General features: G+C 51.4%; 16 protein-coding genes. 14 read left to right on the top strand and 2 right to left on the bottom strand.

Going from position 1 to position 18922, the window contains the following annotated elements:
• Nucleotides 1–64: 64 nt before the first annotated feature.
• Genes pxpB through pcp form a run of 4 tightly spaced genes read left to right on the top strand, consistent with a single transcriptional unit; the run spans nucleotide 65 to nucleotide 3062 of the window.
• The gene (pxpB, locus tag Q3A88_RS05515; RefSeq protein ID WP_110163621.1) at nucleotides 65–721 is read left to right on the top strand and encodes a 5-oxoprolinase subunit PxpB; all 657 of its coding nucleotides are present in this window, start codon (nucleotides 65–67) and stop codon (nucleotides 719–721) included.
• Nucleotides 715–1659 carry a 5-oxoprolinase subunit PxpC gene (pxpC, locus tag Q3A88_RS05510; RefSeq protein ID WP_039504025.1) on the top strand — a complete coding sequence of 315 codons (945 nt, stop codon included), beginning with the start codon at nucleotides 715–717 and terminating at the stop codon, nucleotides 1657–1659. The genes pxpB and pxpC overlap by 7 nt, the downstream gene beginning before the upstream one ends.
• Complete coding sequence (gene pxpA, locus Q3A88_RS05505; protein WP_317177552.1) at nucleotides 1649–2386, top strand: 5-oxoprolinase subunit PxpA; 738 nt, start codon at nucleotides 1649–1651, stop codon at nucleotides 2384–2386. The genes pxpC and pxpA overlap by 11 nt, the downstream gene beginning before the upstream one ends.
• Nucleotides 2387–2414: 28 nt before the next feature.
• Nucleotides 2415–3062: a pyroglutamyl-peptidase I gene (gene pcp / locus Q3A88_RS05500; RefSeq protein ID WP_119874640.1), complete on the top strand. Its 648-nt coding sequence runs from the start codon at nucleotides 2415–2417 to the stop codon at nucleotides 3060–3062.
• A gap of 356 nt (nucleotides 3063–3418) precedes the next feature.
• On the opposite strand, the gene Q3A88_RS05495 is transcribed toward pcp, so the two are convergent.
• The gene (locus Q3A88_RS05495; RefSeq protein ID WP_317177551.1) at nucleotides 3419–4027 is read right to left on the bottom strand and encodes a TetR/AcrR family transcriptional regulator; all 609 of its coding nucleotides are present in this window, start codon (nucleotides 4025–4027) and stop codon (nucleotides 3419–3421) included.
• 96 nt (nucleotides 4028–4123) lie between these two features.
• Here Q3A88_RS05495 and Q3A88_RS05490 point away from each other — a divergent pair, with 96 nt between their 5' ends.
• Nucleotides 4124–5005 (top strand): SDR family oxidoreductase, encoded by an 882-nt coding sequence (locus Q3A88_RS05490; RefSeq protein ID WP_317177550.1) that lies wholly within the window; start codon nucleotides 4124–4126, stop codon nucleotides 5003–5005.
• 255 nt (nucleotides 5006–5260) lie between these two features.
• Here the strand turns inward: Q3A88_RS05490 and Q3A88_RS05485 are convergent, their stop codons facing one another.
• The gene (locus Q3A88_RS05485) at nucleotides 5261–6547 is read right to left on the bottom strand and encodes a citrate synthase (protein ID WP_039275599.1); all 1287 of its coding nucleotides are present in this window, start codon (nucleotides 6545–6547) and stop codon (nucleotides 5261–5263) included.
• A gap of 672 nt (nucleotides 6548–7219) precedes the next feature.
• Between Q3A88_RS05485 and sdhC the strand changes: the two genes are divergently transcribed.
• The 9 genes from sdhC to Q3A88_RS05440 all read left to right on the top strand — a co-directional run bounded on the left by sdhC (nucleotide 7220) and on the right by Q3A88_RS05440 (nucleotide 18410).
• Nucleotides 7220–7609: a succinate dehydrogenase cytochrome b556 subunit gene (gene sdhC, locus Q3A88_RS05480; RefSeq protein WP_039275597.1), complete on the top strand. Its 390-nt coding sequence runs from the start codon at nucleotides 7220–7222 to the stop codon at nucleotides 7607–7609.
• Nucleotides 7603–7950, top strand: a complete 348-nt coding sequence (sdhD, locus tag Q3A88_RS05475; RefSeq protein ID WP_010284997.1) for a succinate dehydrogenase membrane anchor subunit — start codon at nucleotides 7603–7605, stop codon at nucleotides 7948–7950. Before sdhC ends, sdhD begins: the two co-directional genes overlap by 7 nt.
• A complete protein-coding gene (sdhA, locus tag Q3A88_RS05470; RefSeq protein WP_014914670.1) occupies nucleotides 7950–9716 on the top strand; it encodes a succinate dehydrogenase flavoprotein subunit in 1767 nt (588 codons plus the stop codon). The genes sdhD and sdhA overlap by 1 nt, the downstream gene beginning before the upstream one ends.
• Before the next feature lie 16 nt (nucleotides 9717–9732).
• The gene (locus Q3A88_RS05465) at nucleotides 9733–10449 is read left to right on the top strand and encodes a succinate dehydrogenase iron-sulfur subunit (RefSeq protein ID WP_010285000.1); all 717 of its coding nucleotides are present in this window, start codon (nucleotides 9733–9735) and stop codon (nucleotides 10447–10449) included.
• A gap of 275 nt (nucleotides 10450–10724) precedes the next feature.
• On the top strand, nucleotides 10725–13532 hold the full coding sequence (sucA, locus tag Q3A88_RS05460; RefSeq protein ID WP_014914671.1) for a 2-oxoglutarate dehydrogenase E1 component: 2808 nt from the start codon (nucleotides 10725–10727) through the stop codon (nucleotides 13530–13532).
• 15 nt (nucleotides 13533–13547) lie between these two features.
• Nucleotides 13548–14774, top strand: a complete 1227-nt coding sequence (gene odhB / locus Q3A88_RS05455; protein ID WP_014914672.1) for a 2-oxoglutarate dehydrogenase complex dihydrolipoyllysine-residue succinyltransferase — start codon at nucleotides 13548–13550, stop codon at nucleotides 14772–14774.
• 202 nt (nucleotides 14775–14976) lie between these two features.
• Nucleotides 14977–16143: an ADP-forming succinate--CoA ligase subunit beta gene (sucC, locus tag Q3A88_RS05450; protein WP_010285004.1), complete on the top strand. Its 1167-nt coding sequence runs from the start codon at nucleotides 14977–14979 to the stop codon at nucleotides 16141–16143.
• Nucleotides 16143–17015: a succinate--CoA ligase subunit alpha gene (gene sucD, locus Q3A88_RS05445; protein ID WP_014914674.1), complete on the top strand. Its 873-nt coding sequence runs from the start codon at nucleotides 16143–16145 to the stop codon at nucleotides 17013–17015. Before sucC ends, sucD begins: the two co-directional genes overlap by 1 nt.
• A 225-nt stretch (nucleotides 17016–17240) precedes the next feature.
• On the top strand, nucleotides 17241–18410 hold the full coding sequence (locus tag Q3A88_RS05440; protein WP_100017321.1) for a YfaP family protein: 1170 nt from the start codon (nucleotides 17241–17243) through the stop codon (nucleotides 18408–18410).
• Nucleotides 18411–18922: the final 512 nt, after the last annotated feature.

The following is an 18922-nucleotide window of genomic DNA, read 5'->3' as shown; positions in this document are numbered from 1 at the left end:
TAAGCAACGCTAATCATTTAGCCATGTTCACCATGACGGATAAAACGCGATTCAGGAGGAAAGATTGCAACGAGCACGGTGTTATCTTCTGGGCGAGAGGGCTGTCGTTCTGGAACTGGAACCGCCAATGTCGCTGGAGAGCCAGCAGCGGATATGGGGGCTTGCCGAGCGCCTGAATCATCATGAAGAGGTGCTGGAAGCGATTCCGGGCATGAACAATCTAACGGTGCTGTTGGCGCATCCACAGCAGGTGGCGCTGGATGCGATAGAACGTTTGCAGCGCTGGTGGGAAGAGAGTGAATCGCTGGTGTTTGACCCACGCGATATCGATATTCCTGTTGTGTATGGCGGAGAAGCGGGGCCAGATCTGGCGGACGTTGCCGCGCACAGTGGCCTGACAGTGAGTCAGGTTGTGGAAGCACACGCAGCCGCACAGTACGTGGTCTACTTTTTGGGCTTCCAGCCGGGCTTTGCCTACCTCGGTGGATTAAACGAGAAGCTGCATATGCCGCGTCGCGCCGAACCGCGCCTGCGCGTGCCGGCGGGGTCGGTCGGGATTGGTGGCGCGCAGACGGGGATTTATCCGCTGGCGACGCCGGGTGGCTGGCAGCTGATTGGCCGCTCGTCGTTGAAGCTGTTTAATCCACAAACGATGCCGCCAACGCTGCTGCGACCTGGCGATAACGTTCGGTTTCTGCCACAGAAGGAGGGGGTATGCTGAAGGTTATTCATGCCGGCTTACATACTTCGGTGCAGGATGGTGGTCGCGTCGGCTTTCGCCGTTTGGGTATCAGCCAGTCAGGTGCGCTCGATCTGCCTGCACTGACAATGGCCAACCTGCTGGTGGGCAACGCGGAGAATGCCGCCGCGCTGGAAATTACGCTGGGCAAGTTTACCGCAACATTCACCACCGCCTGCTGGGTGGCGCTGACCGGGGCGGACTGCCATGCCGACTTGGATGGCAAGCCGCTTTGGACAGGCTGGCGTTTCGCTGTGAAGCCAGGACAAACGTTGAAAATGCGCATGCCGCGTAACGGAATGCGCAGCTACTTGGCGTTGTCCGGCGGTGTGGACGTGCCGGAAGCGCTTGGGTCGCGCAGTACCGATTTGAAAGCCGGTTTTGGGGGCTTTGACGGACGCTTGCTGAGGGATGGCGATGAACTTCCGCTGGGGACGCCGACTCGTGAACTGACGCGAGAAGTCGGTATCAAGCAACTGCTGTTCGGCAATCGCGTGCGGGCCTTGCCGGGGCCGGAATATCAGGAATTCAGCGAAGAGATGCAGGAACTGTTCTGGCGAACGTCCTGGCAACTGAGCCCGCAAAGTAACCGCATGGGTTACCGTTTACTGGGCGCTGAACTACAGCGCGCCGCATTGCCGGGCAGTAAACCGCGCGAGCTGCCATCGCATGGACTGCTGCCGGGCGTGGTGCAGGTTCCACACAATGGTCGCCCTATCGTACTGCTGGCGGATGCCCAGACAACCGGCGGTTACCCGCGTATTGCGACGGTGATCGAAGCCGATTTATTCCATCTGGCGCAAATCCGGCTCGGTGAACCGATACATTTTATTCACTGTACGCAGGCACAGGCGCAAAAAGCGGCCGAAGAACAGCGACGTTACCTCGAACAGCTGGCGTGGAGGCTGCATGATTATTGATCTGAATGCCGATCTGGGCGAAGGCAGTGAGAACGACGAAGCGCTGCTCAAGCTGGTGACCTCTGCCAATATTGCCTGTGGGTTTCATGCCGGTGATGCACAAACCATGCGCCAGTCAGTGCGTTGGGGAATCGGCTATGGTGTCGCGCTTGGTGCACACCCGAGTTTTCCCGATCGCGAAAATTTTGGCCGCAAGGCGATGAATGTGCCTGCGGAAATTGTCTTTGCACAGGTGGTGTATCAGCTTGGCGCACTCAGCGCGATTGTCGCCGCTGAAGGCGGCACGCTGTCGCACGTTAAGCCTCACGGCATGCTTTACAATCAGGCGGCATGCGAACCGGTGCTGGCCGATGCGATAGCCAAGGCGGTGAAAGTGGTGAATCCAGCGTTACGCTTAGTCGGGCTGGCGGGAAGCGAGTTAATTCGTGCCGGGCAGCGGCTGGGGCTGGAGACGCGTCAGGAAGTGTTCGCCGACCGCTGCTATCTGCCTGACGGATCGCTGGTGCCGCGTACTCAGGCGGGGGCATTGATTAACAGCGATGAACTGGCGCTGGCGCAAACGCTGGAGATGATTCAACGTCAGCGGGTCAGAGCGATTGACGGTTCCTGGGTGAACGTGCAGGCGGATACCGTGTGTATTCACGGCGATGGACAACACGCGCTGTTGTTTGCCCGCAAGCTGCGACACTGTTTTAGCCAGCATCAGATCGCTGTTGCTGCGGCATAATCACTATTTTTATATGCGGGGATAACCGATGAAAACCGTTTTGATTACGGCGTTTGAGCCTTTCGAGGGCGAAGCGATTAATCCCTCTTGGGAAGCGATAAAAGACCTTCATCAGCGCGAAGTTGGCGGTGCGCGCGTAGTGGCCTGCCGTTTATCTTGCGTCTTCGACCTGTCGCTGGAACAGCTTTACCGTGCGATAGCCGAATGGCAACCGGAAGTGGTGATCGCGGTAGGACAGGCAGGTGGCCGTGCTGATATTTCTGTCGAACGCGTGGCGATTAATATTAATGATGCCCGTATTGCTGATAACCGAGGTAACCAACCGATTGATACGCCGGTGGTGGAAAAGGGGCCGGCGGCGTATTTCTCGACGCTGCCGGTGAAAGCGCTGGTGCAGGCATTGCGTGCAGCGGGCATTCCCGCTTCGGTATCGCAAACTGCAGGGACGTTTGTCTGCAACCATGTGATGTACGGGCTTTTACATCAACTACATCAACAGGGCGATGTGGTGCGTGGTGGATTCGTTCACATTCCCTATTCGCCGGAGCAGGCCGCGCGACACCCCGGTGAACCGAGCATGCCCACGCCGCTAGTCACGGCGGCGCTGGAGGTGATGATCAAGCAGTCGCTGGTGCAGCAGGTTGATGTGGCGGTGACTGGCGGTGCTCTGCACTAGTGTGATTAATCACGCAATACGTCTGATTTTCAGGGAGTAAGGTATGCCGGAAGGACCGGAAATTCGCCGGGCTGGAGAACCATCTGCCCGTCGAGATTCTCTGGCAGGTACGGCTTGCGCTGCAACGCACGGCAGCGCAGTTGAAGAAAACCGCCATCATGGGGTAATGCCACTCTTCATAATAGTTGTATCAACGTATGTAAAGCTGCGTTTTGGCCAGCGCTTTTTGTAACCATCCACCTGACACACGTTTGTTAGCCAGAGATGTGTACACATCCTTGGACAACAATAAGCTCTCTTTTGCTCCAGATGAAAAAATGCCTGATTCCTGCATAAATACTGAACCGGCAGGTTACTCATCCCAAAGTAGAAAAAGCGAGCAGTAATATCTTCTTCACCGTTTGTGGATCCTCGCCACGCGTGAGCTGTGATGATGCATGACTTAGTTGTGCATCGATATAGATGGCTGCAAACTCTGGTGAAATGTCTGCAGAAAACTCACCTTTGGCCTTTGCGTGTTCCACCCACTTTCTGAAAGCAGCTAATCCTTGTTCCTCAAGGAAATCGACTTGCGCCCGTGTGACTTCACCCAAGTGCATTCGTGATTCACGCATTTTTATAAAAAGACATCCCATCGGGGACTCATGATGACAACTCGCTGATGTGGCAAAGGACACTAGGTTATCAAGTGCCTCTCGAAACGGAGTCTCATTATTCAACATCTGTTGTACAGGGTTTAGCACTTGTTCCTGATACTTAATAAGAACAGCTTTCATCAAGCCATCTTCATTCGAGAATTCACGATAAAGGCTCGGCTTCGATACGCCAGATCTCCTACAAATTTCATTAAGGGATAAATTGCTTATGTCCTCTTTCCAATAAGAACGCATTGCTACATCTAAAACATGGTCACGATCTAGAGTTTTTGGTCTCCCTCGTGAAGGTTTGGTTGACGTTGAATTCATTTTTGTACCGCCTGGTATTTTAATTTGACAAACAATATTCCTCTTTCTATTATTATACCGACTGGTATTTAATTAACAATCTATAGGATCGAAAATATGAGTGCAGCAAAAAGAAACGTAGTCATCACAGGTAGCAGCAGCGGGTTTGGCCAAAAAGCAGTAAAAGATTTTGCAGATAAAGGCTATCAAGTGTTTGCCACCATGCGCGCTCCAGAAGGCAAGAACGCAGCAATTAAGGCTGAGTTGGAGGCGTATAGCGATTCTATCCATGTTGTTAATATGGATGTCACCAACGACGAATCTGTCAAAACCGCCATTTCAGGTGTGCTGGCTAAAGCGGGAAAAATTGATATTTTGATTAACAATGCAGGCGTAATGTACCTTGGCATTACCGAAGCATTTAGCATTGCCCAAGCCAAGGAGCAGATGGAAACCAATTACTATGGCGCTATGCGTACTATACAGGCTGTGTTGCCTGCTATGCGTGAGGCTAAGTCGGGTCTGATCATTAACACCTCGTCAATGGTTGGCCAGATTTCAGCGCCGTACTTCTCTACCTACGCTGCTACAAAACATGCTTTGGAAGGCTATCTCCAAGGTCTACGCTACGAAGTAGCACCCTTCGGTATTGATATCGCCATAGTTCAACCTGGCCCATTCCCTACAGGTCTAAGTGCCGCAGGGCAAGAACCTACTCGTACTGACGTGCTGGACAGCTATGGTGAATTTGCAAAAATTCCTCCCGTTATGTTCGAGGAATTCGGCAAATTTATGCAGAGTGATCAAGCACCTAATCCACAGATGGTCGTAGATGCTTATTTAGCGCTAGCAGATATGCCCACAGGTAAACGTCCTACACGTACAACAGTCGGTTTGGTTTGGGGGGTTGATGAAATCAACGCCGCTAAACAACCCATTCAAGACCGAGTGTTGAAAGAAATGCAACTAGACAATGTTTTAGGTGGCGCTGACGTATAATTTTCAGTATCAGGGGCAAACTTTTTTGCCCCTATTTCTCGTGGTATACAGATAGTGGATTCAGTGGTGAAGACTGGGTTTTTATCGCACATTAATTCCAACCAATATGCTTACCGTGCCCGCCCTATTATTTTTCCCGATCCCCAAGATGCTTGCCTACGACAATTACCATACTTCAATCGTCATTGAAAATCAGCGTTGGGTACAAACAATAAAGGCCGGAAAATCCGGCCTTTTTGATGTGTACGGAATGGATTAATCGTGTTTCAGATTGGATGCAAAGTCACGTTTGTCGTAGCCGGTATACAGCTGACGCGGACGGGCAATTTTGATGCCGTCGTCGTGCATTTCGTTCCAGTGTGCAATCCAGCCCACGGTACGTGCCATCGCGAAAATAACGGTGAACATGGAAGACGGAATGCCCATCGCTTTCAGGATGATACCGGAATAGAAGTCCACGTTCGGGTACAGCTTCTTCTCGATGAAGTACGGGTCGTTCAGCGCGATATTTTCCAGCTCCATTGCCACTTCCAGCAGGTCGTCTTTTCTGCCCAGCTCTTTCAGCACTTCATGGCAGGTTTCACGCATGACGGTAGCGCGCGGATCGTGGTTTTTGTACACACGGTGACCGAAGCCCATCAGGCGGAAGGAATCGTTCTTGTCTTTTGCACGCTCGATAAACGCAGGGATGTGCTCCACGCTGCTGATTTCTTCCAGCATACGCAGGCAGGCTTCGTTCGCGCCGCCATGCGCCGGTCCCCACAGCGAAGCGATCCCCGCGGCGATACAGGCAAACGGGTTTGCACCAGACGAGCCAGCAGTACGCACGGTAGACGTCGAGGCATTTTGCTCGTGATCGGCATGCAGGATCAGGATACGGTCCATCGCACGTTCTAACACCGGATTCACAACATATTCTTCGCAAGGCGTAGAGAACATCATGTGCAAGAAGTTACCCGCGTAGGACAGGTTGTTTTTCGGATAAACAAACGGCTGGCCCAGAGAGTATTTGTAGCACATTGCTGCAACGGTCGGCATTTTGGACAGCAGGCGGTAAGCCGCGATCTCACGGTGGCGTTCGTTGCTGATATCCAGCGAGTCGTGGTAGAACGCCGCCAGTGCACCCGTGACGCCGCACAACACAGCCATTGGATGTGAATCACGACGGAAACCGTGGAACAGACGAGTAATCTGCTCATGGATCATGGTGTGACGCGTTACGGTGGTTTTGAAGGTTTCATACTGTTCTACCGTCGGGACTTCACCGAACAGCAGGATGTAACAAACTTCAAGATAATTCGATTTTTCAGCCAGTTGGGCAATCGGGAAGCCACGGTGTAGCAAGATGCCTTCGTCACCGTCAATATAGGTAATCTTGGATTCGCAAGATGCGGTAGAGGTAAAGCCGGGGTCAAATGTGAAGTAACCTTTAGAACCGAGGGGACGAATATCAATCTCATCATACCCCAATGTACCTGATAGGACATTTAGCTCAATTGGATCTTTACCCTCTAGAGTAAGTGTTGCTTTCTTATCAGCCATTTACAGTCTCCTTAGCGCTTTAATTTTAAAAATTCTCACTGAAGAAATACCGTCATGCCTGTGCACCGGCGAGTGAAGAATGACCGGTGAAACTCTGTCGTGACACAGTCGTCAAATAGGATACAGAGTAAGGCGGATAGCCGCATTCAGGATGAAAAATTCGTTCTCCAGGTAATTAACAATCTTCAGGTAATTAGCGATCTTCAGGCAATTAACTATGCTCTGAATAGATTGTAGTCATTACCTATGATTTTTACGTGGACTCTCCCCACTGTTACATAAGTTACGCCAGTGTGGAAGTGTCGCCGTTGTGCTTTAACACATCATAAGGAATTTAATCCCCTATTTGTAATTGAAATGTTGAACTTTTGTCAAATCAGATAATTAATTTTATATAAATTGTGAAATTCGTGATCTAAATCACTGTTCGCGGCAAATGTCACCAAACAGTTTGTATGGGAATTGTAATGGGAATGTGAAGGACCTATACTGCCGCTAGGTCTCCGGAATCACCCTGCAGTAGGAGCACCCAGTATGAAAGGATCATGCGCTGTTTAGACACCGGAATGTCGATGTTTGAGCGCGTATCGTAAACCCACTTTTCAGGGCTGTAACTTTCATACTGTCTGACCTCACATCAGGCCCGGAGGAAGAAACAATAATAAAAGCTGTGTGGGCAAATCTGTGAAAAAACAAAGACCTGTCAATCTGGAATTGCAGACGATCCAGTTTCCCGTTACTGCGATAGCATCTATTCTTCACCGCGTCTCCGGCGTTATCACCTTTGTCGCTGTCGGTATTTTACTGTGGCTGTTAGGCACTTCTCTTTCTTCAGAGGAAGGCTTCCTGCGCGCTGCGGAAATTATGGATAGCTTCATCGTCAAGTTTATCGTTTGGGGCATCCTCGTCGCGTTGGCTTATCACATTGTTGGTGGTATACGTCACCTGTTGATGGATTTTGGCTATATAGAAGAAGACCTTGCCGCAGGTAAGCGTTCTGCAAATATCTCCTTTATTATTACTGTCGTGCTTTCAATTCTGGCTGGAGTCCTCGTATGGTAAGCAATGCTTCTGCGTTAGGACGCAATGGCGTACACGATTGGTTACTGATTCGCGCTTCCGCCATCGTCATTGTTCTGTATGTAATTTATATTATTGGTTTTATTGCTACGGCTGGCGACATCACGTATGAAATCTGGCGTGGTTTCTTCGCAATGGCTCTCACCAAAGTATTCACACTGCTAACGTTATTTTCCATTCTGGTTCATGCCTGGATAGGGATGTGGCAAGTGCTGACCGACTACATTAAACCGCTGGCCTTACGCCTGACTTTACAGTTGGCGATTGTCGTAGCGCTGTTGGTGTACGTCATTTATGGAACTATTGTGGTGTGGGGTGCGTGATGAATTTGCCAGTCAGAGAATTTGATGCAGTTGTTGTGGGTGCGGGTGGCGCAGGTATGCGCGCCGCGCTGCAAATTTCCCAAATGGGCCTGTCCTGTGCCCTGTTATCGAAAGTGTTCCCAACCCGTTCCCATACTGTGTCCGCGCAGGGCGGTATTACCGTTGCGCTGGGCAACACCCATGAGGACAACTGGGAATGGCACATGTACGACACCGTAAAAGGGTCGGATTACATTGGCGATCAAGACGCTATTGAATATATGTGTAAAACCGGTCCAGAAGCGATTCTGGAACTGGAACACATGGGATTACCGTTCTCCCGCCTGGATGATGGCAGCATTTATCAGCGTCCGTTCGGTGGTCAATCCAAGAATTTTGGCGGCGAGCAGGCCGCACGTACTGCGGCCGCCGCTGACCGTACCGGTCATGCCCTGCTGCATACGCTGTATCAGCAGAACCTGAAAAATCACACCACTATTTTCTCCGAATGGTACGCCCTCGATCTGGTGAAGAATCAGGATGGCGCGGTGGTCGGCTGTACGGCGATCTGTATCGAAACCGGTGAAGTTGTCTATTTCAAAGCGAAAGCGACCGTGCTGGCGACTGGCGGCGCAGGCCGTATTTACCAGTCCACCACCAACGCGCACATTAATACAGGTGACGGCGTGGGCATGGCACTGCGTGCTGGCGTTCCGTTGCAGGACATGGAAATGTGGCAGTTCCACCCGACCGGTATTGCTGGCGCGGGTGTGCTGGTGACAGAAGGCTGCCGTGGTGAAGGCGGTTACCTGCTGAACAAGCACGGTGAACGTTTCATGGAACGTTATGCGCCAAACGCGAAAGATCTGGCTGGCCGTGACGTTGTTGCCCGTTCCATCATGATCGAAATTCGTGAAGGCCGCGGCTGTGAAGGTCCGTGGGGACCACATGCCAAGCTGAAACTGGACCATCTGGGTAAAGATGTTCTGGAATCCCGTCTGCCGGGCATTCTGGAGCTGTCCCGCACATTTGCTCACGTCGACCCGGTGAAAGAACCGATTCCAGTTATCCCAACCTGCCACTACATGATGGGCGGTATTCCGACCAAAGTGAGCGGTCAGGCATTGACGGTGAATGAGAAAGGCGAAGATGTGGTGATTCCAGGGCTGTTTGCCGTGGGTGAAATCGCCTGCGTCTCGGTTCATGGTGCTAACCGTCTGGGCGGCAACTCGCTGCTCGATTTGGTGGTATTTGGTCGCTCAGCGGGTATCCACCTGCAAGAGTCGTTGAACGAACAGGGCGAAAGCCGTGATGCCAGCAACTCCGATATTGAAGCTTCTCTCGACCGTCTGAACCGCTGGAACAATACCCGTTCTGGGGAAGATCCGGTTGAAATCCGCAAGGCGCTGCAATCCTGTATGCAGAACAACTTCTCGGTCTTCCGCGAAGGCGATGCGATGGCGAAAGGATTGGAAGAGCTGAAAGTGATTCGTGAACGCCTGAAAAATGCGCGTTTGGATGACACGTCAAGCGAGTTCAACACCCAGCGTATCGAATGTCTGGAGCTGGATAACCTGATGGAAACTGCGTATGCGACGGCGGTATCGGCTAACTTCCGTACCGAAAGCCGTGGCGCGCATAGTCGCTTCGACTACCCAGAGCGCGACGATGAAAATTGGCTGTGCCATTCGTTATATCTGCCGCAAACCGACAGCATGACGCGCCGTGAGGTGAACATGCAGCCTAAACTGCGTCCGGCGTTCCCGCCGAAAGTACGTACTTATTAATTGCGGAGATCAAACGATGAAACTCGAATTTTCTATTTATCGTTATAACCCGGATGTTGACGACGCTCCGCGGATGCAGGATTACCAGTTGGAGGCGGAAGAAGGCCGCGACATGATGCTGCTGGATGCGCTGATGCTGCTGAAAGAGCAGGATCCAACGCTGTCATTCCGTCGTTCTTGCCGTGAAGGCGTCTGTGGTTCCGATGGCGTCAACATGAACGGCAAAAATGGGCTGGCCTGTATCACGCCAGTTTCTGCGTTACGTCGCGGGAACAGCAAAATTGTTATCCGTCCTTTACCTGGATTACCGGTTGTTCGTGATTTGGTAGTGGACATGGGACAGTTCTATGCTCAATATGAGAAAATAAAGCCTTACCTGTTGAATAATGGGAAAAATCCGCCGGCGCGTGAGCATCTGCAATCGCCTGAACAACGTGCCAAGCTGGATGGGTTGTATGAATGCATCATGTGCGCCTGCTGTTCAACGTCTTGCCCGTCGTTCTGGTGGAACCCGGACAAGTTTGTCGGACCCGCGGGGCTGCTGGCAGCGTATCGTTTCCTGATTGACAGCCGCGATACGGAAACTCAGCCACGACTGGACGATCTGGACGATGCGTTCAGCGTCTTCCGCTGCCACGGCATCATGAACTGCGTCAACGTGTGTCCGAAAGGGCTGAACCCGACCAAGGCTATTGGTCATATTAAATCGATGCTGTTGCACCGTAGCGCGTAACGGCTAGTCAGAACGTAACGTGTTATTGCATAAAGATTAAGTAGTAAAACATGTATCTCCCTCTGAAGTTGCTATTCTTCAGAGGGAGCGCAGGAAACCTTTAAAAACCGGCTTACGCGCCCGAACCGGTTTTTAAAGGTTCCTTAGGGGGGATGGATACCCTAAGCGCGTACCGAAGTACGACAAATGAACCGTTTGTACGGCGAACGATATACGGACACTAATTACATGTTAACCACGGCGAAAACTGAAGCTTATTAGCTTAAGGGATCATGATGCAGAACGGCGCGATGAAGGCCTGGCTGGATTCCTCCTATTTGGCGGGTGCGAATCAGTCCTACATAGAGCAACTCTATGAAGATTTTTTAACCGATCCTGACTCGATCGAACATAGCTGGCGCTCGATCTTCCAGCAATTGCCTACGAGTGGGGTCAAACCGGATCAACTCCATTCCAAAACGCGTGAATATTTCCGCCGTCTGGCGAAAGACTCATCGCGCTTTACCTCGTCAGTCACCGATCCCGATATTGATGCTAAGCAGGTCAAGGTCTTGCAGCTGATCAATGCGTTCCGCTTCCGTGGACATCAGCAAGCTAACCTGGACCCGATCTTCCTGCGTCCGCAGGAACCCGTTGCAGAATTGGATCTGGCTTACCACAACCTGACGCAGGATGACTTGCAGGAATCCTTCAACGTGGGCTCTTTTGCCATCGGCAAAGACACCATGAAGCTGGAAGACCTGTATGACGCGCTGAAACGCACCTATTGCGGTTCTATCGGTGCGGAATATATGCATATGACCAGTACGGAAGAGAAACGTTGGATCCAGCAGCGTATCGAATCGGTAATGGGGCAACCGTCATTCTCTCTGGAAGAGAAACGCCGTTTCCTGAAAGAGTTAACCGCAGCCGAAGGGCTGGAGCGTTATCTGGGTGCCAAATATCCTGGTGCCAAGCGTTTCTCGCTGGAAGGCGGTGATGCACTGGTTCCGATGCTGAAAGAGCTGATTCGTCATGCGGGTGCAAACGATACTCGCGAAGTCGTATTGGGGATGGCACACCGTGGTCGCCTCAACGTGCTGATCAACGTATTGGGCAAAAAATCTCAGGATCTGTTCGACGAGTTCGCTGGCAAGCATAAAGAACACCTCGGTACCGGTGACGTGAAATATCACCAGGGCTTCTCGTCTGAATTCGAGACGGCTGGCGGTCTGGTGCATTTGGCGCTGGCGTTCAACCCATCGCACCTCGAAATCGTCAGCCCGGTAGTAACAGGGTCTGTCCGTGCGCGTCTCGATCGTCTGAATAGCCAGAGCGGTCCGCGTGTTTTACCTATCACTATTCACGGTGATGCAGCAATCAGCGGTCAGGGCGTGGTACAGGAACTGCTGAACATGTCGACGGTGCGTGGCTACGAAGTTGGCGGCACACTGCGTATTGTAATCAACAACCGTATCGGCTTTACCACCTCTAACCCGCTGGACATTCGCTCAACCGAATACTGTACCGATATCGGCAAGATGGTGCAGGCACCGATTTTCCACGTTAATGCAGACGACCCGGAAGCGGTGGCGTTTGTTACGCGTCTGGCGCTGGATTTCCGTAATGAGTTTAAGCGCGATGTGTTCATCGATCTGATTTGTTATCGCCGTCATGGTCATAACGAAGCTGACGAGCCAAGTGCAACGCAGCCGATGATGTACCAGAAGATCAAGAAACACCCGACGCCGCGTAAGGTATACGCCGATCGTCTGGAGCAGGAAAAATCCATTACGCTGGAAGATGCCACCGAAATGGTCAACCTGTACCGCGATGCGCTGGATGCGGGTGAATGTGTGGTGGAAGAATGGCGTCAGATGGATATGCAGTCCTTTACCTGGACGCCGTATCTGAACCATGAGTGGGATGAGCCTTATCCGCATGCAACGGAAATGAAACGCTTGCAGGAACTGGCGAAGCGTATCAGCGAAGTGCCGGAAGGGATTGAGATCCATCCTCGTGTTGCCAAAGTTTATGCTGACCGTGCCGAAATGGCGGCGGGCAACAAACCGTTTGACTGGGGCGGGGCAGAAACGCTGGCTTACGCTACGCTGGTCGATGAAGGCATTCCGATTCGTCTGTCTGGTGAGGACAGCGGTCGCGGTACGTTCTTCCATCGTCATGCTGTCGTGCATAACCAGAAAAATGGTTCCAGCTACACGCCGTTGAACCACGTGCATAACGGACAGGGCGAGTTTAACGTCTGGGACTCCGTATTGTCTGAAGAGGCGATTCTGGCGTTTGAATACGGCTATGCGACCGCAGAACCTCGCACCCTGACTATCTGGGAAGCGCAGTTCGGTGACTTCGCCAACGGTGCGCAGGTCGTTATCGATCAGTTCATCAGCTCCGGTGAGCAGAAGTGGGGCCGTATGTGTGGTCTGGTCATGCTGCTGCCGCACGGTTACGAAGGTCAAGGCCCTGAGCACTCGTCTGCCAGACTGGAACGCTATCTGCAGCTGTGCGCTGAGCAAAATATGCAGGTCTGTATTCCGTCAACGCCAGCGCAGGTTTATCACATGCTTCGCCGTCAGGCGCTGCGCGGGATGCGCCGTCCGCTGGTGGTCATGTCACCGAAATCTCTGCTGCGCCATCCGCTGGCGATCTCTTCACTGGATGAACTGGCAAATGGTTCCTTCCAGCCGGCGATTGGTGAAGTAGAAGAATTAGATCCGGCAGCCGTGAAGCGTGTCGTGCTTTGTTCCGGCAAGGTCTACTATGATTTGGTAGAACAGCGCCGCAAGAACGAGCAAAAGAATGTCGCGATCGTCCGTATCGAACAGCTTTATCCGTTCCCGCATCAGGCCGTTCAAGCTGCGCTGGAATCGTTTGCCCATGTTCATGATTTCGTGTGGTGTCAGGAAGAGCCGCTGAATCAGGGAGCCTGGTATTGCAGTCAGCACCATTTCCGTGAAGTGATTCCGTTTGGGGCTTCTTTACGTTACGCAGGACGCCCGGCGTCTGCATCACCCGCCGTTGGCTATATGTCCGTACACCAGAAACAACAGCAAGATCTGGTCGATGACGCGCTGAACGTTGATTAAATAAAAGGATAGATAATGAGTAGCGTAGATATTCATGTACCCGACCTGCCTGAATCCGTCGCTGACGCCACTGTTGCGACCTGGCATAAAAAGCCAGGCGATAGCGTCGAGCGCGATGAAGTACTGGTTGAAATTGAAACTGACAAAGTTGTACTGGAAGTTCCTGCCTCTGAAGCGGGCATTCTGGATGCCGTGCTGGAAGAGGAAGGCGCGACAGTAACGTCTCGCCAACTGCTGGGTCGCATTCGTCGTGGCGACAGCTCTGGTAAAGAAACCAGCGAGAAATCACAAAGCAAAGAATCAACACCGGCACAGCGTCATACGGCTGGGCTGGAAGAAGAGAACAGCGACGCGCTCAGCCCGGCGATCCGCCGCCTGATTGCAGAGCACGATCTCGATGCTTCTGCTATCAAAGGCAGCGGCGTAGGCGGTCGAATTACCCGTGAAGACGTAGATAAGCATTTGGCTGCCCAGAAGAAAGAGTCTGGTAAAGCGCCTAAGTCTGAAGCCCCGGCGGCTTCTCCGGCACCAGCTCTGGGCGCGCGCAGCGAAAAACGCGTACCGATGACGCGCCTGCGTAAGCGTGTTGCAGAGCGTCTGCTGGAAGCGAAAAACAGCACGGCAATGTTGACGACGTTCAACGAAATCAACATGCAGCCAATCATGGATCTGCGTAAGCAGTACGGCGACGCATTTGAGAAGCGTCATGGTGTACGTCTGGGCTTCATGTCCTTCTACATCAAAGCCGTGGTCGAAGCGCTGAAGCGTTATCCAGAAGTGAATGCGTCTATTGATGGCGAAGATGTGGTTTACCACAACTACTTCGATGTCAGCATCGCGGTGTCTACCCCGCGTGGTCTGGTTACGCCAGTCCTGCGTGATGTGGATGCGCTGGGCATGGCCGACATCGAGAAGCGCATCAAAGAGCTGGCCGTGAAAGGCCGTGACGGCAAACTGACGGTTGAAGAACTGCTGGGTGGTAATTTCACCATTACCAACGGCGGCGTCTTTGGCTCTCTGATGTCTACCCCAATCATCAACCCACCGCAGAGTGCGATTCTGGGTATGCACGCCATTAAAGATCGTCCGATGGCGGTTGATGGTCAGGTCGTTATTCTGCCGATGATGTATCTGGCGCTGTCTTACGATCACCGTTTGGTTGACGGCCGTGAATCCGTTGGCTTCCTGGTGACAGTGAAAGAGATGCTGGAAGATCCAGCGCGTCTGCTGTTAGACGTTTAGTCCGACAGATAGGCTCTCGGGCGGATAACCCTGACGGTTTCCGCCCGAAACGATATACCAGATTATGTGCTATGCAGGCCGTTTCTTTTCAACGGCGTTATCCAAATATATCAGAGAGTTAATGGCGATTTTCTCTACCGAAAGATTCGGTGATGACAAACCGTCTGCCGACTTATCTCCAAACCTAAATGGATAGAACATCATGAATTTACACGAGTATCAGGCAAAACAACTCTTTGCTCGATATGGTTTACCGGCACCGACCGGCTATGCCTGTACCACTCCGCGTGAAGCGGAAGAAGCCGCGTCTAAAATTGGTGCGGGTCCGTGGGTCGTAAAATGTCAGGTTCACGCAGGCGGTCGCGGTAAAGCGGGCGGCGTTAAAGTCGTCAGCAATAAAGAAGATATCCGCGCCTTTGCTGAAAACTGGCTGGGTAAAAAACTCGTTACTTATCAAACTGACGCACAGGGTCAGCCGGTTCATCAGATCCTGGTTGAAGCTGCAACGGATATCGACAAAGAGCTTTATCTGGGCGCAGTTGTTGACCGTGGCACGCGTCGCGTGGTGTTCATGGCGTCCACCGAAGGTGGCGTAGAAATTGAAAAAGTGGCAGAAGAAACGCCTGAGCTGATTCATAAAGCGGCGATCGATCCACTGGTAGGCCCACAGCCTTATCAAGGCCGTGAGTTGGCTTTCAAACTGGGCTTAAGCGGTAAGCAAGTTGCTCAGTTCACCAAAATCTTCATGGGTCTGGCTACGCTGTTCCTGGAGCGCGATCTGGCGCTGGTAGAAATCAACCCGCTGGTTATCACCAAGCAGGGCGACCTGATCTGTCTGGATGGCAAATTGGGCGCGGACGGCAATGCCCTGTTCCGTCAGCCTGAACTGCGTGAAATGCGCGACCCAAGTCAGGAAGATTCCCGTGAAGCGCATGCGGCACAGTGGGAACTGAACTATGTTGCGCTGGATGGCAACATTGGCTGTATGGTCAACGGTGCCGGTCTGGCGATGGGCACGATGGACATCGTGAAGCTGCACGGTGGTGCTCCTGCGAACTTCCTCGATGTTGGCGGCGGCGCGACGAAAGAACGTGTTACTGAAGCGTTCAAAATTATCCTGTCTGACGACAAGGTAAAAGCTGTCTTTGTTAACATCTTTGGTGGCATCGTACGTTGCGATTTGATCGCTGACGGCATCATCGGCGCCGTAGCCGAAGTGGGTGTTAACGTACCGGTTGTGGTACGTCTTGAAGGAAACAATGCGGAGCTGGGTGCCAAGAAACTGGCGGATAGCGGCCTGAATATTATTGCCGCGACCAGCCTGACGGGTGCTGCTCAGCAGGTTGTTGCAGCTGTGGAGGGTAAATAATGTCCATTCTGATTAATAAAAATACCAAAGTTATCTGTCAGGGTTTTACCGGTAGTCAGGGGACATTCCACTCTGAGCAAGCACTTGCTTACGGTACGCAAATGGTTGGCGGTGTGACGCCGGGTAAAGGCGGCACGGAACATCTGGGTCTGCCCGTATTTAATACGGTACGTGAAGCGGTAGAAGCGACGGGCGCAACGGCATCCGTTATCTACGTTCCCGCTCCGTTCTGTAAAGACTCCATTCTGGAAGCGATTGACGCAGGTATTGAGCTGATAATCTGTATCACCGAAGGTATCCCGACGCTGGATATGCTGACGGTGAAAGTGAAACTTGATCAGAGCGGTGTGCGGATGATCGGTCCGAACTGCCCAGGTGTGATCACGCCGGGAGAATGTAAGATCGGTATCATGCCGGGCCATATTCACCTGCCGGGTAAAGTGGGTATCGTTTCTCGTTCCGGTACGCTGACGTATGAAGCGGTGAAGCAAACGACCGATGCGGGTCTGGGTCAGTCAAGCTGTGTGGGTATCGGCGGCGATCCGATCCCAGGTTCTAACTTCATCGATATTCTGAAGCTGTTTGAGCAGGATCCGCAGACGGAAGCCATCGTGATGATCGGTGAAATCGGCGGTACGGCGGAAGAAGAAGCTGCTGCCTACATTAAAGAGCACGTGACGAAGCCGGTTGTCGGCTACATCGCGGGTGTGACGGCACCGAAAGGTAAGCGTATGGGCCACGCTGGCGCCATCATCGCCGGTGGTAAAGGCACCGCTGACGATAAATTCGCGGCGTTAGAAGCGGCGGGTGTTAAAACCGTTCGCAGCCTGGCAGATATCGGCGATGCTGTAAAAGCGATATTAGCGCGTTAATCGATTATTCGATTAAATATACCAGCCACCTTCGGGTGGCTTTTTTTTATTCAAATTTAATCCTCGACGTTAATAGGTGCAATTGAATTGCGCATGACTTTTTCGGGGGTTTATTGGATAATTCGCGCGCTTGAAAAGCGATGAATGATAAACAGAAATGATGATTATCTCATTGGGTTTGTGTAAGCAGGGAATGATTAATTAATTTGCCTTAGGGGATGTTGTGTGAAAGGAAATATAAAAGCGCTGATTTTGGCATTATCTGCATTTACCTGCGCGGCCAACGCGCAGTCTATTAATATTGAAGTGCTAAGTGCGACGATTAAAGATAAAAAGATTGATGATGCCACTGTGATTCTACAGAAGAACGGAGCACAGTCAGTAACTGCTCGCTCTGATGCCACAGGCCGCGTGGGGCTTAACGCGCCGTTCGAGGTGGATCAAGACAGTCTGCTGATCATTAAAAAAGAAGGTTATTCCGATCTGGTGGTAAAATGCCCGTGCGATGGAATGACCTATGCTATTAGTCCAGTAATGAAAAATCTGGATGGCATGCGAATTGTATTAACCTGGGGTGAACAACCTTTTGATTTAGATTCCCACCTTATTTATCCGGGTAATCATGTTTATTTCCAACATAAGAAAGGACGCGATGCCAATCTTGATGTTGATGATACCGATAGTTTCGGCCCGGAAACGATCACCATTGATAAAAAGCGTTTAGGCGAAAGTTATATTTATGCTGTTCATGATTATTCAAATGGTGATAAGGCTAATTCATCAGCGCTTTCCGCAAGTAGTGCAAAAGTATTTGTCTATGTTGGAAGTTCACAGGTACGGGCATATTCAGTCCCACTGAACAAGGTAGGAAATGTTTGGACGGTTTTCCGTCTTAACCCTAACGGTGACTTTGAAGACATCAATGCCGTTGGCGAGGCCGATTTCTCAAAAGCGAAGGATGGTAATGCGCTGCCAATGGTGCTCAACCCGACGCAGACCGCCACTTCAGTTACCGGGAATACCGCGCTGGCAAAAAGCCTCAATCGCGACGGTGAAGCCGCTTATGGGCGCGGTGAGCTAGAGCAGGCCACAACGCTGTTTCTGGCCGCGATCGATCAGGACAGTGCGTTTGGTCAGGCATATAGCAATCTGGGTCTGACCTATCAAAAGCGCGGCAATATTGCCGAAGCCATTTGGGCCAACCGTAAAGCGATTGCGCTGGCTAATGGTAGCAATGCGGCAACCACGCGTGCCAGCTCGTACTACAATATTGCAAAAATTTACGAGAATGCGGGTCAGTTCAGCGATGCACTTCAGCATTATGAGCTTGCAAGAAGCCAGAAAAGTAACACGGTTTACGATAAAGCCATTGAGCGGATGAAAGCGAAGAAGTAAATCGCAGCATCTTGCTACGTGTGTAACCACAGCGGAGGCCTTTTGGTCTCCGCTTTGTCATGGATCGTCACAAGCAGGCGGCACAGGGGGAAGGGCAGGGGAGTTCACGGCGAAAATACAGCGTCGTTGTCAGCAAGAAAAAATAGAAATTTGACATAAAATAGAAGATAAAAAAATGCATGTGAATAATCGATAACGGAAAGTAAAAATTATATTGCCGAATTAATTTTAATTAAACCTAAAAGTCACATTGCATTAACAATGAGTGTAATAAGGAAATTAATGCAACGCGGTAATCACGAGAAAAGCGTTAAATTGTTTTAGATCAAAAAACGCCTCTAGATATAATTTCTGAAATAGGCTTAAATTGCGCGAGGTCAATTATCGTCTTTCGCGTTGTTTAGTGGAAAAGTTGATTTGAAGCCAAAAACCTAGTCTGGGTCACGTAAAAACCTATTTATTGTAGGGGATTACAGGCGTAATATACGACTACCTCCCTATGGGGTACGCGA

This window comes from Pectobacterium sp. HCp5_1 (assembly GCF_032905925.1).
In the GTDB taxonomy this organism is placed as follows: Bacteria; Pseudomonadota; Gammaproteobacteria; order Enterobacterales; family Enterobacteriaceae; genus Pectobacterium; species Pectobacterium brasiliense_A.
Note: the sequence above shows the minus strand (reverse complement) of the source record. Positions and strands in the feature narration are given on the sequence as shown.

Excerpts from the sequence above, each read along its gene's own strand:
- sucD (WP_014914674.1), top strand. The coding sequence starts at position 16,143 with ATGTCCATTCTGATTAATAAAAATACCAAAGTTATCTGTCAGGGTTTT.
- Q3A88_RS05495 (WP_317177551.1), bottom strand. The coding sequence starts at position 4,027 with ATGAATTCAACGTCAACCAAACCTTCACGAGGGAGACCAAAAACTCTA.
- odhB (WP_014914672.1), top strand. The coding sequence starts at position 13,548 with ATGAGTAGCGTAGATATTCATGTACCCGACCTGCCTGAATCCGTCGCT.
- sucA (WP_014914671.1), top strand. The coding sequence starts at position 10,725 with ATGCAGAACGGCGCGATGAAGGCCTGGCTGGATTCCTCCTATTTGGCG.
- Q3A88_RS05485 (WP_039275599.1), bottom strand. The coding sequence starts at position 6,547 with ATGGCTGATAAGAAAGCAACACTTACTCTAGAGGGTAAAGATCCAATT.
- Q3A88_RS05490 (WP_317177550.1), top strand. The coding sequence starts at position 4,124 with ATGAGTGCAGCAAAAAGAAACGTAGTCATCACAGGTAGCAGCAGCGGG.
- pcp (WP_119874640.1), top strand. The coding sequence starts at position 2,415 with ATGAAAACCGTTTTGATTACGGCGTTTGAGCCTTTCGAGGGCGAAGCG.
- sucC (WP_010285004.1), top strand. The coding sequence starts at position 14,977 with ATGAATTTACACGAGTATCAGGCAAAACAACTCTTTGCTCGATATGGT.
- sdhD (WP_010284997.1), top strand. The coding sequence starts at position 7,603 with ATGGTAAGCAATGCTTCTGCGTTAGGACGCAATGGCGTACACGATTGG.
- pxpA (WP_317177552.1), top strand. The coding sequence starts at position 1,649 with ATGATTATTGATCTGAATGCCGATCTGGGCGAAGGCAGTGAGAACGAC.
- Q3A88_RS05465 (WP_010285000.1), top strand. The coding sequence starts at position 9,733 with ATGAAACTCGAATTTTCTATTTATCGTTATAACCCGGATGTTGACGAC.
- sdhA (WP_014914670.1), top strand. The coding sequence starts at position 7,950 with ATGAATTTGCCAGTCAGAGAATTTGATGCAGTTGTTGTGGGTGCGGGT.
- pxpC (WP_039504025.1), top strand. The coding sequence starts at position 715 with ATGCTGAAGGTTATTCATGCCGGCTTACATACTTCGGTGCAGGATGGT.